This is a genomic window from Streptomyces sp. NPDC059398, from assembly GCF_042751845.1.
Classification (GTDB): Bacteria; Actinomycetota; Actinomycetes; order Streptomycetales; family Streptomycetaceae; genus Streptomyces.
This window is the reverse complement of record NZ_JBHYWP010000089.1, coordinates 20,484-34,661: the sequence shown is the minus strand read 5'-3', so window position 1 is coordinate 34,661 and position 14,178 is coordinate 20,484. Positions and strand designations below refer to the sequence as shown.

Annotated in this window: 10 protein-coding genes; 8 read left to right on the top strand and 2 right to left on the bottom strand. The window is 72.4% G+C overall.

What is annotated here, in order from left to right; genetic code table 11:
• Positions 1-157: 157 nt before the first annotated feature.
• Positions 158-928, top strand: a complete 771-nt coding sequence (locus ACFXBC_RS26780; protein ID WP_385029574.1) for a hypothetical protein — start codon at positions 158-160, stop codon at positions 926-928.
• 147 nt (positions 929-1,075) lie between these two features.
• Positions 1,076-2,191: a glycosyltransferase family 4 protein gene (locus ACFXBC_RS26775; protein ID WP_385029571.1), complete on the top strand. Its 1,116-nt coding sequence runs from the start codon at positions 1,076-1,078 to the stop codon at positions 2,189-2,191.
• Positions 2,192-2,308: 117 nt separating this feature from the next.
• Here ACFXBC_RS26775 and ACFXBC_RS26770 read toward each other — a convergent pair whose 3' ends face one another.
• Positions 2,309-3,898: a PucR family transcriptional regulator gene (locus tag ACFXBC_RS26770; RefSeq protein WP_385029568.1), complete on the bottom strand. Its 1,590-nt coding sequence runs from the start codon at positions 3,896-3,898 to the stop codon at positions 2,309-2,311.
• Between the two features lie 63 nt (positions 3,899-3,961).
• Entirely contained in the window at positions 3,962-5,764 is a 1,803-nt protein-coding gene (locus ACFXBC_RS26765; RefSeq protein ID WP_385029565.1) for a glycoside hydrolase family 15 protein, read from the bottom strand.
• Positions 5,765-6,202: 438 nt separating this feature from the next.
• On the opposite strand from ACFXBC_RS26765, the gene ACFXBC_RS26760 reads away from it, so the two are divergent.
• The 6 genes from ACFXBC_RS26760 (at position 6,203) to ACFXBC_RS26735 (ending at position 14,129) form a co-directional block, all read left to right on the top strand.
• Complete coding sequence (locus tag ACFXBC_RS26760; RefSeq protein WP_385029562.1) at positions 6,203-7,861, top strand: CTP synthase; 1,659 nt, start codon at positions 6,203-6,205, stop codon at positions 7,859-7,861.
• A 107-nt stretch (positions 7,862-7,968) separates the two neighbouring features.
• Entirely contained in the window at positions 7,969-8,595 is a 627-nt protein-coding gene (locus tag ACFXBC_RS26755) for an NUDIX domain-containing protein (RefSeq protein WP_385029559.1), read from the top strand.
• A gap of 181 nt (positions 8,596-8,776) precedes the next feature.
• Complete coding sequence (locus ACFXBC_RS26750; RefSeq protein ID WP_385029556.1) at positions 8,777-10,774, top strand: tetratricopeptide repeat protein; 1,998 nt, start codon at positions 8,777-8,779, stop codon at positions 10,772-10,774.
• A 190-nt stretch (positions 10,775-10,964) separates the two neighbouring features.
• Positions 10,965-12,080: an alanine dehydrogenase gene (ald, locus tag ACFXBC_RS26745; RefSeq protein ID WP_385029586.1), complete on the top strand. Its 1,116-nt coding sequence runs from the start codon at positions 10,965-10,967 to the stop codon at positions 12,078-12,080.
• Positions 12,081-12,408: 328 nt separating this feature from the next.
• Positions 12,409-13,578 (top strand): ParA family protein, encoded by a 1,170-nt coding sequence (locus tag ACFXBC_RS26740; protein ID WP_385029554.1) that lies wholly within the window; start codon positions 12,409-12,411, stop codon positions 13,576-13,578.
• Positions 13,575-14,129, top strand: a complete 555-nt coding sequence (locus ACFXBC_RS26735) for a hypothetical protein (protein WP_385029583.1) — start codon at positions 13,575-13,577, stop codon at positions 14,127-14,129. The genes ACFXBC_RS26740 and ACFXBC_RS26735 overlap by 4 nt, the downstream gene beginning before the upstream one ends.
• Positions 14,130-14,178 lie beyond the last annotated feature (49 nt).

The following is a 14,178-nucleotide window of genomic DNA, read 5'->3' as shown; positions in this document are numbered from 1 at the left end:
CGCGGCGGGGGGCGGGGGCGGCGGCGGGGGGGGGGGGGGCGCGGCGGGGGGGCCGTCGCGCCGGCGCCCGCGGGGCTCCCCGCGGCGGGGCCGGGCCCGCCCCCCCCCCCCCCGCCCCGTCCCTGGGTGCGGCGGAGGGGCCGCCTAGGGTGGGCGCATGACCAGACACGGCGCCCGCACCACCGCACTTCTCGTCTCGTTCGGCGCGACCCGCGCCGCGGCGACGGGGCTGCGCCGCCGGTTCCCGGGCGGCGCGGCGCGCTGGGAGCGCACCAACTACGCCGGGCGCACGGTCGATCTCTGCGCGGGCCCCGCCACCACGGTCGGGGCGGCGCTCGGCGCGCTCGCCTGCACCCTTCCGCCCCGGGCGCGCGGTGCGGCGGCTCTGGCCGTGCTCGCCGCCGGGGCCTGCGGGGCGTACGACGACACCGCGGGTGCGGGCGATCCGCGCCGTGGGTTCCGAGCCCATCTCGGGGCGCTGCGCCACGGCGAGATCACCAGCGGCGCCGTGAAGCTCCTGGGGATCGGCGCGGCGGGTCTGGCCGCGGGCGCGCTCCTCAGGGACCGCCCGGCCGACCGGGTGCTGGCCGGTGTCGTCGTCGCGGGCAGCGCCCACCTCGTCAATCTGGTGGACGTGCGCCCGGGACGGGCCGCCGTCGCGGTCCTCGGTCTCACGGCGCCGGGTCTGCTGCGGCGCGGCCCGGCGGCGGCGCTCGCCGCCGCACCGCTCGGGGCCGCCGCCGCGGTCGTCATCGACGATCTGGCCGAACAGACCATGCTGGGCGACGCGGGGGCGCATGCGCTCGGTGCCGCGCTCGGTGTGGCGATCGTCGCGGGCAACGGCCGGGCCGGGCTCGCCGCACACGCGGCGGCGGTGGTCGCCGCCGCCGCGTACGGTGACAAGGTGAGCCGCGCGGCAGCCTGTTGAGCCGCATCTCACCCATGCGAGTGACAGCGCCCGCGCGTTGACGTGCCCGTACCGGGGCCAGGCCCCCGGGGAGTGCCGGAACCCGCGCGCGGGCTGGCATCCTGGGGCGCACACATCCGTCCGACGCCGACTCAGGAGCTCCGGTCAGTGAGCAGCACCCAGGTCCCGCCGTACGGCCGTTCACCTCTCCGCGCCGTACAGGTGCTGGGCGGCGGCAGCGCCGGCAGCAGCGCACATGTCCGGTCGCTCACCGGGGGCCTGGTCGAACGGGGCGTGCACGTCACGGTGTGCGCCCCCGTCGAGCTTGAGGGGACGTACGGCTTCGGCGAGGCAGGCGCGCACTTCGTGCCCGTACCCCGGCGCAGTGATCCGGCGGCCGTCGCAGCGCTGCGCGCCGCCTGTCTGCGGGCCGACATCGTCCACGCGCACGGTCTGAACGCCGCCGTACGGAGCTCACTCGCGCTCAGCGGAGTGCGCAGGCCGCTCGTCGTCACCTGGCACACCCGCCCGCACGCCGAAGGGGCACGGGCGCGGTTGCTGCGGCTGATGGAGCGAAGGGCCGCCAGGGCGGCGGCAGTTGTGCTCGGTACGTCGTCCGAACTGGTCGACAGGGCGCGCAGCCGGGGGGCGCGCGACGCGCGGCTCGCGCCGGTCGCTGCCCCCGCGCCCCGAACGGCGGCGACCGGCCCCGAGAGCAAGGCGCGGGCGGAACTGGGTGCGGTGGACCGGCCGTTGGTGATGGCGGTGGGAAGCCTCGTCGCGCACCACGGTTACGGGACGCTGCTCGACGCGGCGCGGCTCTGGCAGCACCTCGACCCGGTACCGCTGCTGGTGATCGCGGGCGAGGGCGCGGAGCGTGCCGCGCTGCAGAGCCGGATCGCGGCCGACGGGCTCGCGGTCCGGCTCATGGGCAGCCGCGAGGACGTGACGGAGCTGCTCGCCGCCGCCGATGTGGCGGTGCTCTCCAGCCGTTGGGAGGCACGGTCGCTGCTGGCGCAGGAGGCGCTGCGACTGGGGGTGCCCCTGGTCGCCACGGCGGTCGGCGGGGTGCCCGAGCTGGTGGGTGACGCGGCCGAACTCGTCCCGTACGGGGACCCGCAGGCGCTGGCCGCGCGGGTGACCGCCCTGCTCGGCGACCCCGGACACCGGGAGCGGCTCGCCGCCGCGGGCCTCGCTCAGGCCGCGAGCTGGCCGACCGAGGACGAGACGGTGGCCCATGTGCTCAGTGTCTACGACGAGTTGACCGAATCCATGGCGAGTTGACCGAGTCCACGGCGATCTGAACCAATCCACGGCGAGTTGAGCGGGACCGCCGACGGGCGCTGACCGTCTGTCACCCGCAGCCCGGTGGCGGGGGCTGGGGCGGGGCGGGATGCCGGCTCAGGGGGTGTGCCGGCGGGCCCGCAGGGCCAGGCTCAGGGCGAGCACCGTCTGCGGGTCGTCCAGGTCCGTACCGAGCAGTTCGGCGATCCGCGCCAGCCGGTTGTAGAGCGTCTGGCGGTTGAGATGCAGCTCGCGGGCCGTCTCGGCCTTGCGGCCCGCGTGCGCCAGATAGGTCTGGAGCGTCGGCAGCAGTGCGGGCCGCGAGGTCCGGTCGTGCTCGCGCAGCGGCCCGATCGCCCGGTCCACGAAGGCCGCGAGGTCAGGCTGGTCGCGCAGCCGCCACAGCAGCAGGTCGATGTCCAGGCGCCGCGCGTCGTACCAGGGGCGGTCGGGCAGCCCCTGTGCGGCCGTCGCCGTCTCGGCGGCGTGCCGCAGTCCGGCCGACGCCGCCGCCCAGCCGCCCGCCACCCCCACCACGACGACCGGCGGATGCGCGCCGGCCCGCTCCAGACCCGCGCGCGCCACACCGGCCCGCAGCGCGACCGCGACCCGGTCGGCCACGGCGGAGCGCTCCGACTCCGTACGCAGAGCCAGCAGCAGCGGGACCCGGCCCTCCACCGGGCGTACGCCGAGCAGCACCGGCGCCCCGACCGAACCCAGCTCCTCCAGGACCGCGCGGGCCAGCACCGCCCAGTTCCCCGACGGCGACAGCTCGGCCGCCAGCCGCATCACCACGGGCAGCAGCGGGCCCTCACCCGGCCGGAAACCGAGGACCCGGGCCTGCGCGGGCGCGTCATGAGCGGAGACCCGCCCCTCGGCCAGATCGGTCAGGAAGTCACCGCGTCCGCGTGCGGCCAGCTCCTCCTCCTGGCGGGCCTGCATCAGCACGACGGCGAGGATCCCGGCGGTCCGCTCGGCGGCCATCCGGTGCACCTGGGCCAGCGGCGCCGACACCGGCAGCAGGGCCAGCCTGGCCCGCACCGAACCGCTGCCCGAGCCGCCGCCCGCCACATCGACCAGGACCGCGCCCGCCGGGCGATGGCCCCGCAGCCCCTCCCACACCTGAAGCGGCTCGCCCTCGCCCGCCGCGTACAGCAGCTGTCCGTCCGGGGTTTCGAGGAAGACCGGGTTGGCGGTGAACTCGGCCAGGATCGCCAGGACTTGAGGCACTCCGCCGCCGCCGAGCAGCGCCTCGGTGCACCGCCGGTGCACCTCGTCGGCGCGCTGCACCAGGGCGTAGTGACCGTTGACGATCTCGGTGTGCACCTCCTCCGTCACCGAGACGAAGGGCACCTCGCGGTGCAGCTGGACCAGCGGCAGCCCCGCCGCCCGCGCGGTCTCCACGAGCGTCGAAGGCAGCCGCGAGAAACGCGGCCCGAGCTCCACCACCAGGGCGGCGATACCGCGGTCGGCGAGGCGGCGTACGAACGCCCGCTGCTCGGCGGGGCGGGTACCGAGCCCCAGCCCCGTGGTGAGCAGCAGCTCGCCGCCCTTGAGCAGCGAGGCGATGTTCGGCACCTCGCCCGCGTGCACCCACCGGACGGTACGGGTGAGCCGGTCGGCGCCCGCGACGACCTCGGGCAGCCCACCGCGCAGTCCCGGCAGCTCAAGCGCCCGCTGCACCGTGATCCCGCCCTGGTTCTCCATGGGCCGGACGCTACCGGAAGCCGTCCGGCCGCAGGTCACCCTCCGTGGGCCCCCGGCCGCAGGTCACCCTCCGTACGCCCCCGAGGCCGTGAGCCGCAGCGCAGTGTCGATCAGCGGCACATGGCTGAAGGCCTGCGGGAAGTTGCCCACCTGCCGCTGGAGCCGCGGGTCCCACTCCTCGGCGAGCAGCCCGAGGTCGTTGCGGAGCCCGAGCAGCTTCTCGAAGAGCTTGCGCGCCTCGTCCACCCGCCCGATCATCGCCAGGTCGTCGGCGAGCCAGAACGAGCAGGCGAGGAAGGCGCCCTCGTCGCCCTCCAGGCCGTCGACGCCCGCCGAGCCGCCCGTCGTCGGATAGCGCAGGACGAAGCCGTCCGGCGTGGACAGCTCGCGCTGGATGGCCTCGACGGTGCCGATGACCCGCTTGTCGTCCGGCGGCAGGAACCCCATCTGCGGGATGAGCAGCAGGGAGGCGTCCAGTTCCTTCGAGCCGTACGACTGCGTGAACGTGTTGCGCTCCGGGTCGTAACCCCGCTCGCAGACATCGCGGTGGATGTCGTCGCGCAGCTCGCGCCAGCGCTCGACGGGTCCCTCGGCGTCCCCGGACTCGATCAGCTTGATGGTCCGGTCGACAGCGACCCAGGCCATCACCTTGGAGTGCACGAAGTGGCGGCGCGGTCCGCGCACCTCCCAGATGCCCTCGTCCGGCTGGTCCCAGTGGTCCTCCAGGTACCGGATCAGCTTGATCTGGAGCAGCGACGCGTAGTCGCTGCGGGCCAGACCGGTCATATGCGCGAGGTGCAGGGCCTCGGTGACCTCGCCGTACACATCCAGCTGGAGCTGTCCGGCCGCGCCGTTGCCCACCCGGACGGGGCCCGAGTTCTCGTACCCCGGCAGCCAGTCCAGCTCCGCCTCACCGAGCTCGCGCTCGCCGGCGATCCCGTACATGATCTGCAGGTTCTCCGGGTCGCCCGCGACCGCCCGCAGCAGCCACTCGCGCCAGGCTCGGGCCTCCTCGCGGTAGCCGGTGCGCAGCAGCGACGAGAGCGTGATGGCCGCGTCGCGGAGCCAGGTGTAGCGGTAGTCCCAGTTCCGCGAGCCGCCGATGTCCTCGGGCAGTGAGGTTGTCGGGGCGGCGACGATGCCGCCGGTCGGCGCGTAGGTGAGCGCCTTGAGGGTGATCAGCGAGCGGACCACGGCCTCGCGGTAGGGGCCGTGGTACGTGCACTGGTCGACCCAGTCGCGCCAGAAGTCCTCGGTCGCCTCCAGCGAGTTCTCCGGCTCGGGCAGCGCGGGCGGGGCCTTGTGCGACGGCTCCCAGCTGATGGTGAAGGCGACTCTGTCGCCCGGTCCGACGGTGAAGTCGGAGTACGTCGTCAGGTCCTCGCCGTAGGTCTCGGCCGAGGTGTCCAGCCAGACCGAGTCGGGCCCGGCGACGGCGACGGTCCGCCCGTCCACCTTGTGGACCCAGGGCGTCACCCGCCCGTAGCTGAACCGCATGCGGAGGGTGGAGCGCATCGGGACGCGCCCGCTCACCCCTTCCACGATCCGGATCAGCTGGGGTGCGCCGTCACGGGGCGGCATGAAATCCGTCACACGGACGGTGCCGCGCGGCGTGTCCCACTCCGATTCGAGGATCAGTGAATCCCCGCGGTAGCGGCGCCGGTCGGCGGCCGGCGGGCATGCCGAAGCGGCATGTGCGGGGCCGAGCCGCCAGAAACCGTTCTCCTCGGTTCCCAGCAGTCCGGCAAAGACGGCGTGCGAGTCGAAGCGGGGAAGGCACAGCCAGTCGGCCGTCCCGTCCCGGCAGACCAGGGCGGCGGTCTGCATGTCTCCGATGAGTGCGTAATCCTCGATGCGCCCGGCCACGTGCAATCTCCAGTCGAACGGCCACGTCGCCCCTCGGGGCGCTTGTGTTGCAGTCAGGGGCTTTTTGAATAAGCGCTGGCGGGCGCTCGTTCCGGAGAACGGGCGGGGGTGGTGCCGTTTCCGGCCGCCTCGGCAGCGAGTGTCCGAGCAGGATACGACGCACCCAGGTGATCCGCATGACCCGCCCGGCAACGCGACTGCGCTGAACGGGTGAGTGTTGGGTGACCGGATGATGACCTTCCCGTGAAGCCTGAGCTGTGCGTGGCGGAGTCGGCGCGGTGCGTGGCCGGAAGCAGCCTCTCGCGGTCGCTGATACCCTGGTGGCCCGTGGACCGGTGGTCATCACGCCCCGAACCGCAGCGACGGCACCCCCGGAAGTCTCCGGGCCCCGTGTCGGCACGCACTCCAGATCGCGACCACGGGAGCCCCCTCTTGGCCATGCAGGCCCGCAACTCAGCATCCGCGACGACCAAGCACATCTTCGTCACCGGGGGTGTCGCATCCTCGCTCGGCAAGGGGCTGACCGCCTCCAGTCTCGGTGCGCTCCTCAAGGCCCGCGGCCTGCGCGTCACGATGCAGAAGCTCGACCCGTACCTGAACGTCGACCCGGGCACGATGAACCCGTTCCAGCACGGCGAGGTGTTCGTCACCAACGACGGCGCTGAGACGGACCTGGACATCGGCCACTATGAGCGTTTCCTCGACGTGGATCTCGACGGTTCCGCGAACGTCACCACCGGTCAGGTCTACTCCACGGTCATCGCCAAGGAGCGGCGCGGCGAGTACCTCGGTGACACCGTGCAGGTCATCCCGCACATCACCAACGAGATCAAGCACCGTATCCGCCGGATGGCCACGGAGGACGTCGACGTCGTCATCACCGAGGTCGGGGGAACGGTGGGCGACATCGAGTCGCTGCCGTTCCTGGAGACCGTCCGCCAGGTCCGCCATGAGGTGGGCCGGGACAACGTGTTCGTGGTGCACATCTCGCTGCTGCCCTACATCGGCCCGTCGGGCGAGCTGAAGACCAAGCCCACCCAGCACTCCGTCGCGGCCCTGCGCAACATCGGTATCCAGCCGGACGCGATCGTGCTGCGGGCCGACCGTGAGGTGCCGACCGCGATCAAGCGCAAGATCTCGTTGATGTGCGATGTCGACGAGGACGCCGTGGTCGCCTGTGTCGACGCCAAGTCGATCTACGACATCCCGAAGGTGCTGCACACCGAGGGCCTGGACGCCTATGTCGTGCGCAAGCTCGACCTGCCGTTCCGCGATGTCGACTGGACCGTCTGGGACGACCTGCTGGACCGTGTCCACAACCCCGACCACGAGGTCACCGTGGCTCTGGTCGGCAAGTACATCGACCTGCCCGACGCCTATCTCTCGGTCACCGAGGCCATCCGGGCGGGCGGCTTCGCCAACCGGGCCCGGGTGAAGGTCAAGTGGGTCACGTCCGACGACTGCCGGACCCAGGCCGCCGCGAAGAAGCAGCTCGGTGACGTCGACGCGATCTGTATCCCGGGCGGCTTCGGTGAGCGCGGTGTGGACGGAAAGGTCGGCGCGATCCAGTACGCCCGTGAGAACCGGATCCCGTTGCTCGGTCTCTGTCTGGGTCTGCAGTGCATCGTCATCGAAGCGGCGCGGAACATCGCGGACATCCCCGACGCCAACTCCACCGAGTTCGACGCGGTCACCGGCCACCCGGTGATCTCCACGATGGAGGAGCAGCTGGCCTACGTCGAGGGCGCGGGCGACCTGGGCGGCACCATGCGGCTCGGCCTCTACCCGGCGAAGCTCGCCGAGGGCTCGCTCGTCCGTGAGGCGTACGAGGACCAGCCCTACGTCGAGGAGCGCCACCGCCACCGCTACGAGGTCAACAACACCTACCGCGCCGAGCTGGAGACCAAGGCGGGCCTGGTCTTCTCGGGCACCTCCCCGGACAACAAGCTCGTCGAGTACGTCGAGTACCCGCGCGAGGTGCACCCCTACCTGGTCGCCACCCAGGCCCACCCGGAACTGCGCTCCCGCCCCACCCGGCCGCACCCGCTCTTCGCGGGCCTGGTCAAGGCCGCCGTGGCGCGCAAGACGGGCAAGTAGCCGCCGGGCGGTACGCGGACACGGGCGTCACACCCGGGCGTTACCGTTGGCCGGGGCGGGGATCTCATGACCCCCGCCCCGGTTTCCGCTTTTGAGAGGACGCTTCCATGGCCATCAGGGACACCGCCGAGGAGTGGCAGGTCACGGCGACCACCACCCCCTTCACCGGGAACAAGACCAGCGTCCGCACCGACGACGTGGTGATGCCCGACGGCACGGTCGTACACCGCGACTACCAGGTCCACCCCGGCTCGGTGGCCGTCCTCGCCCTGGACGACGAAGGCAAGGTCATCGTCCTGCGCCAGTACCGCCACCCCGTACGCCAGAAGCTCTGGGAGATCCCGGCGGGGCTGCTCGACATCCCCGGCGAGAACCCGCTGCACGCCGCGCAGCGCGAGCTGTACGAGGAGGCGCACGTCAAGGCCGAGGACTGGCGGGTACTCGCCGATGTCTACCCGACGCCCGGCGGCTGCGACGAAGCCGTACGGATCTTCCTGGCCCGTCAGGTCTCCGAGGCCGAGGGCGCGCGCTTCGAGGTCTCGGAGGAGGAGGCCGACATGGAACACGCCCGGGTCGAGCCCGCGGAGCTGGTCCGGGGCGCGCTCGCCGGGGAACTGCACAACACCTGCCTGGTCGTGGGGATCCTGGCGTTCACCGCCGCGCTGAACGGCGAAGGACTGGACGCGCTGCGCCCGGCCGACGCCCCCTGGCCGGCCCGCCCCTTCGAGGCGTAGAACCCGTCGCGGAGGCCCCGAGCCCTCCGATTGCTGGTGTGATGATCGGCTGACCCGATTGAGGGACATGCCTATGGTCTCCGCCCCGCCCCGCCTGGTTCGTCCGGCCATCTGAACTACGCTCGGCACCGTCCCGTCCGGGCCCCCGGCGGGCCGGTGTGCAGGCGGACGGAGCGAGCCCGTGACGGATCAGGCGGTGGATGCGGTCGACCGGGTCACGACATCGGCATCAGACCGGACGGGCAGTCACTTCTTCGGCAGGCAGAGGGAGTTGAAGGCGCTCCGGGCCGACATCGCCCGGGCGGGCCTGGACACCCTGGCCGGCCGCAAGGGCGCTCGCCCCCGGGTGCTGCTCATCGCGGGAAAGCCCGGATCGGGACGCAGCGCGCTCGCCGCCGAACTGGCCGGACAGCTCACCGCCGACTACCCGGACGGGGTGCTGACCGCCCGGCTCACCACATCCGGCGGCGACCCGGTGCCCGCGGGGGACACCGCACGTCTGCTGCTGGGCGCGCTCGGGGTCCCGGCCCCGGCCGGCGCCGCCGACGACGACCTCGCCGCGCTGGTGCGCGAGGCCCTGGCCAGGCGCCGGGTACTGCTCGTCCTGGACGACGCGGCCGACGCCGGACAGGTCGACCCGTTCCTCCCCGATGTCTCGCGCTCCCTGGTGGTCGCCGTCTCCACCGGTCCGCTGACCGGCATCCCCGACGTCAGACCCTGCACGCTCGGCGGTCTGGACACGGCATCGGCCGTCGGACTGCTGGGCCGCTTCGCAGGCGCGGTCCGCATCACCGTCGACCCGCGGACCGCCGAGGCGCTCGCCGAGGAGTGCGGCGGGCAGCCCGCGGCCCTGGTGCTCCTCGGCGGCTGGCTCGCCGCCCGGCCCAAGCTGTCGGTCGCGGACGTCGCCCAGCAGCTGCGGAACATGCCCGAAGGACCCGACGAGCCCGCGGCCGCCCGCCCGCTGGCCCGCGCCTTCCGGTTCGTGTACGCCTCGCTCCCGCAGCCGGCCGCCCGGATACTGCGGCTCCTCGCCCTCGCCCCCGCGGGACTGGCCGACGCGCATACGGCGTCGGCGCTGGCCGGCTGCTCGGTGTCCGCGGCCCACTCCACCCTGGAGGACTTCGCCGGGCTCGGGCTGCTGCACGCCTGCCCGCAGGGACAGTACGAGGTGCCGGGCTGTCTCGCCCCGCTGCTCCGTGCGCTGACGGAGGACCACGACCGGCCCGCCGAGATCCAGCTGGCCAGGGCCCGGCTGCTCGAACGGACCGTACGGCTGCTCCAGTCCTGCCGGGCGGTGACCGACCCGGACGGCTCGCCGTCCCGCAGGAAGCTGGCCGGGCTGCCCCGCACGCTGCGCTTCCCGAACGCCCCGGCCGCCGCCGAGTGGCTCCGGCTGCGGGAACCCGCGCTGCTCGCGAGCGCACGGCTGGCCGTCGCGGACGGTGAGCTGGACACGCTGGCCCGGCGGCTGGTCGCCGCCTTCGTACGGGCCCTGACCGCGCACCGCGGCGCCGAGGCGGCGGCCGCCGAGCTGTACGGACTCCACCAGCTGGTCCTCGGTGTCGCCGAGCGGCGCGGGCTGCACCGGGAACAGGCGGCGGCGCTGCTCAACCTCGCCGATCTCGACGCGAGGACCGGCCGCACCCGGGAGGCGCTGACCCGCTACCGGGCCGCACTGGACGCGGGGCGCAGGGCGAACGACCCGTACGCGACCGGCCGGGCGACGGAATCCGTCGGCGGCGCCTACCAGGAGCTGGGGGACTGGCAGCGGGCCTGCGACTGGTACGGGCGGGCGCTCGCCCAGCGGCAGGCGCGCGGGGAACTGGCGGACGAGTCCCGGCTCCACGGACGGCTGGGGGCCGTCCACACCTATGCGGGGCACTACACCGACGCGCTGCGCAGCTGGCGGGCCGCGGTGGCCGGCTACCGCCGCACCGGGGACCTGCCCGCCCAGGCGCGGGCGCTCAGCGAGGTGGCCCGGGTGCAGGAGTACGCGGGCCGGCCCGAGGAGTCGCTCCGCACCTGCACGGAGGCGGTGGAGTGGGCGCGGCGCGCCGATGACGTGCGGCTTCAGGCGGCGCTGCATATGCGGCTCGCCGACACCCTGGAGCGACTGGGCGACGCCGCGGCCGCGCGACTGCACCGCGGTTCGGCTGAGAGATTGCTGGCCGATTGAGGATTTGCCTACGAAATCCGTGGTTGCTCGACTGAAGATTATTGCTTTGGAAGGCTAGACAGTACGAAGTCCTTCATTAACACTGGTTTTCGTCGCGTCCATCCGGGATGCCGCCAGCTCTGCTGTGCATAGCCGGATATGTGCGTCATCTCCAGAACATCACCCCCCAGATTCAAGGACCGTGATCGACGTGCTGGTCGGCATCCCCCGCGAGGTCAAGAACAACGAGTTCCGGGTGGCCATCACCCCGGCAGGCGTGCACGAGCTGGTGCGCCACGGACATCAGGTCGTCATCGAGCAGAGCGCCGGTATCGGCTCGGCGATCACCGACGAGGAGTACATGGCCGCGGGGGCGCGCATCCTCCCCACCGCCGACGAGGTGTGGGCCACCGCCGATCTGCTGCTCAAGGTCAAGGAGCCGATCGCCGAGGAGTACCACCGGCTCCGCAAGGACCAGACGCTCTTCACCTATCTGCACCTCGCCGCCTCCCGCGCCTGCACGGACGCCCTCCTGGAGTCCGGCACCACCGCCATCGCGTACGAGACGGTCGAGACGGCCGGACGCCAGCTGCCGCTGCTCGCCCCGATGTCCGAGGTGGCCGGCCGGCTCGCCCCGCAGGTCGGCGCGTACCACCTGATGCGCTCGGCGGGCGGCCGCGGTGTGCTGCCCGGCGGTGTGCCCGGTACGGCGGCGGGCGAGGCGGTCGTCATCGGGGGCGGTGTCTCCGGCTGGAACGCCACCCAGATCGCCATCGGTATGGGCTTCCACGTCACCCTGCTGGACAAGGACATCAACAAGCTCCGCGAGGCCGACAGGATCTTCGGCACCAAGGTGCAGACGATCGTCTCCAACGCGTTCGAGCTGGAGAAGGCGGTCGTCGCAGCCGACCTCGTCATCGGCGCCGTGCTCATCCCCGGTGCCAAGGCGCCGAAGCTCGTCACCAACGCGCTCGTCGCCAAGATGAAGCCCGGAAGTGTACTTGTCGACATTGCGATTGATCAGGGCGGCTGCTTCGAGGACTCACGACCGACCACGCACGCCGAGCCGACGTTCCAGGTCCACAACTCGGTGTTCTACTGTGTGGCGAATATGCCGGGTGCAGTGCCGAGTACGTCGACTTATGCCCTCACCAACGCGACGCTCCCGTACATCGTGGAGCTCGCTAACCGGGGCTGGGAGGACGCCCTGCGCCGGGATCCGGCGCTCGCGCTGGGCCTCAACACGCATGACGGGCAGGTCGTTTACCGCTCCGTCGCCGAGGACCTCGGTCTTCCCCACACCGAACTGGGCACCCTGCTCGGCTGACCCGTCAACAGGCGTCGTCAATCTCACGCAACCGGCCGGACCTTGCTCGCCGAGGTCCGGCCGGTTGCGCGTCTGCCCCCTTTGCGCCCCTCGTTCAACTCGCCGTGAACGTAACCCTTTAGCCGATTCGTACACCCGTGAAACCCGCCGAGTGATCCCCGTACGCCCTTGACACCGGGGTGTTCCGTTGCCGACACATCGGGCCGGGTCCGGCGGATTGTGTTGCTGCGGACCGGTGACACGCCATAGAGTCGCCCATCGTCGGCATGGTGCCACGCTGACCTATCGATAAAGTTTCCTGGTCACGTCCAAGGAGGTAAGACGACTTGTGAATGAGTCGACATTTACTCCCGGGGGTGGTCGATCAGGAACGCCTGCTCGGGGCCACGGCCCTGCGGGGCGCGAGGCTGTCGGCTCCGTCGCTGTCCGCACCTCCGCGAGCCACCAGACCCACCCGCACATGACGACAGCCCACCAGAGTATGGACGGCCTACACGTGAACGCCAGGGCCGGCGACCGGAGTGGCGATTCGACCACCCATCTCGCCGTCTACAACGAGGTACCCGAGGGTCACTTCTACGACCCCGACGCCGAGTACGAGCCCGACCCGGAGTACGCGGCCACGCTCGCCCCGGACGCTGCCCGTCAGCGCCGCGAGCGGATCGGCCCGACCGGACGGCCGCTGCCGTACTTCCCGATCCCAGGACCGCTGACCGACCACGGTCCCGCCAAGATCATCGCGATGTGCAACCAGAAGGGCGGCGTGGGCAAGACCACGTCGACCATCAACCTGGGCGCCGCCCTCGCGGAGTACGGACGGCGGGTGCTGCTGGTCGACTTCGACCCGCAGGGCGCGCTCTCCGTCGGTCTCGGCGTGAACCCGATGGAGCTCGACCTCACCGTCTACAACCTGCTCATGGAGCGGGGCATGGCGGCGGACGAGGTGCTGCTCAAGACAGCGGTGCCCAACATGGACCTGCTGCCCAGCAACATCGACCTGTCGGCCGCCGAGGTGCAGCTCGTCAGCGAGGTCGCCCGCGAGTCCACGCTGCAGCGCGCGCTCAAGCCGCTGATGCAGGACTACGACTACATCGTGATCGACTGTCAGCCCTCGCTCGGTCTGCTGACCGTGAACGCGCTGACGGCCGCGCACAAGGTCATCGTGCCGCTGGAGTGCGAGTTCTTCGCGCTGCGCGGGGTCGCCCTGCTGACCGAGACCATCGAGAAGGTCCAGGAGCGCCTCAACCCCGACCTGGAGCTCGACGGGATCCTGGCCACGATGTACGACTCCCGCACCGTGCACAGCCGTGAGGTACTCGCGCGGGTGGTCGAAGCCTTCGACAATCACGTGTACCACACAGTCATCGGCAGGACCGTGCGCTTCCCGGAGACCACCGTCGCCGGTGAGCCCATCACGACGTACGCCTCCAACTCGGTCGGCGCCGCCGCCTACCGCCAGCTCGCCAGGGAGGTGCTCGCCCGGTGTCACGCCGAGTGAGTCTGCCGGGAGCCGACGAGCTGTTCCGTACGACCGGGGGGACAGCGCTCCAGTCGTCGTCCCCGCGGAGGCCGGCCAACGGCGAGGCCCGGGTCCCGGGGCCCGCGGGTGAGAGCGACCCGGTGACACCGGCCGCGCCGCCCGCCGAGCGGGCCGGGTCCGCCGCGGCGGAGCACTCCACCGCGGCGGCGGAGACCGCCGAGTCCCGCAGCAGGACCGCCGACGCGGAGACGGCCGCCGGCCGCAGACCGCAGGAGGCGCGGCCCATGGGTGCGCCCGCCGCACCGGTGGGCCAGCAGCGCCGCCGGGGCGGCGGCCGGGGCGCCAACCGGCGGCCCACCGGGCGTGAGCGGCACGACGAGAAGATCACGGTCTATGTCTCGGCCGAAGAGCTGATGGACCTCGAACACGCGCGCCTCGTGCTGCGCGGGGAACACGGCCTCGCCGTGGACCGCGGGCGCATCGTCCGGGAGGCGGTCGCCGTGGTCCTCGCCGACCTGGAGTCGCGCGGCGACGCCAGCATTCTCGTACGGCGGCTGCGCGGACGCTGAGCGGCTGCGCGGCGGTGATCCCGCCGCGCCCGTCCTTCCGTACCCTGGA

Coding starts and splice junctions, on each gene's coding strand:
- ACFXBC_RS26770 (WP_385029568.1), bottom strand. CDS start 3,898: ATGGAGAACCAGGGCGGGATCACGGTGCAGCGGGCGCTTGAGCTGCCG.
- ACFXBC_RS26780 (WP_385029574.1), top strand. CDS start 158: ATGACCAGACACGGCGCCCGCACCACCGCACTTCTCGTCTCGTTCGGC.
- ACFXBC_RS26755 (WP_385029559.1), top strand. CDS start 7,969: ATGGCCATCAGGGACACCGCCGAGGAGTGGCAGGTCACGGCGACCACC.
- ACFXBC_RS26760 (WP_385029562.1), top strand. CDS start 6,203: ATGCAGGCCCGCAACTCAGCATCCGCGACGACCAAGCACATCTTCGTC.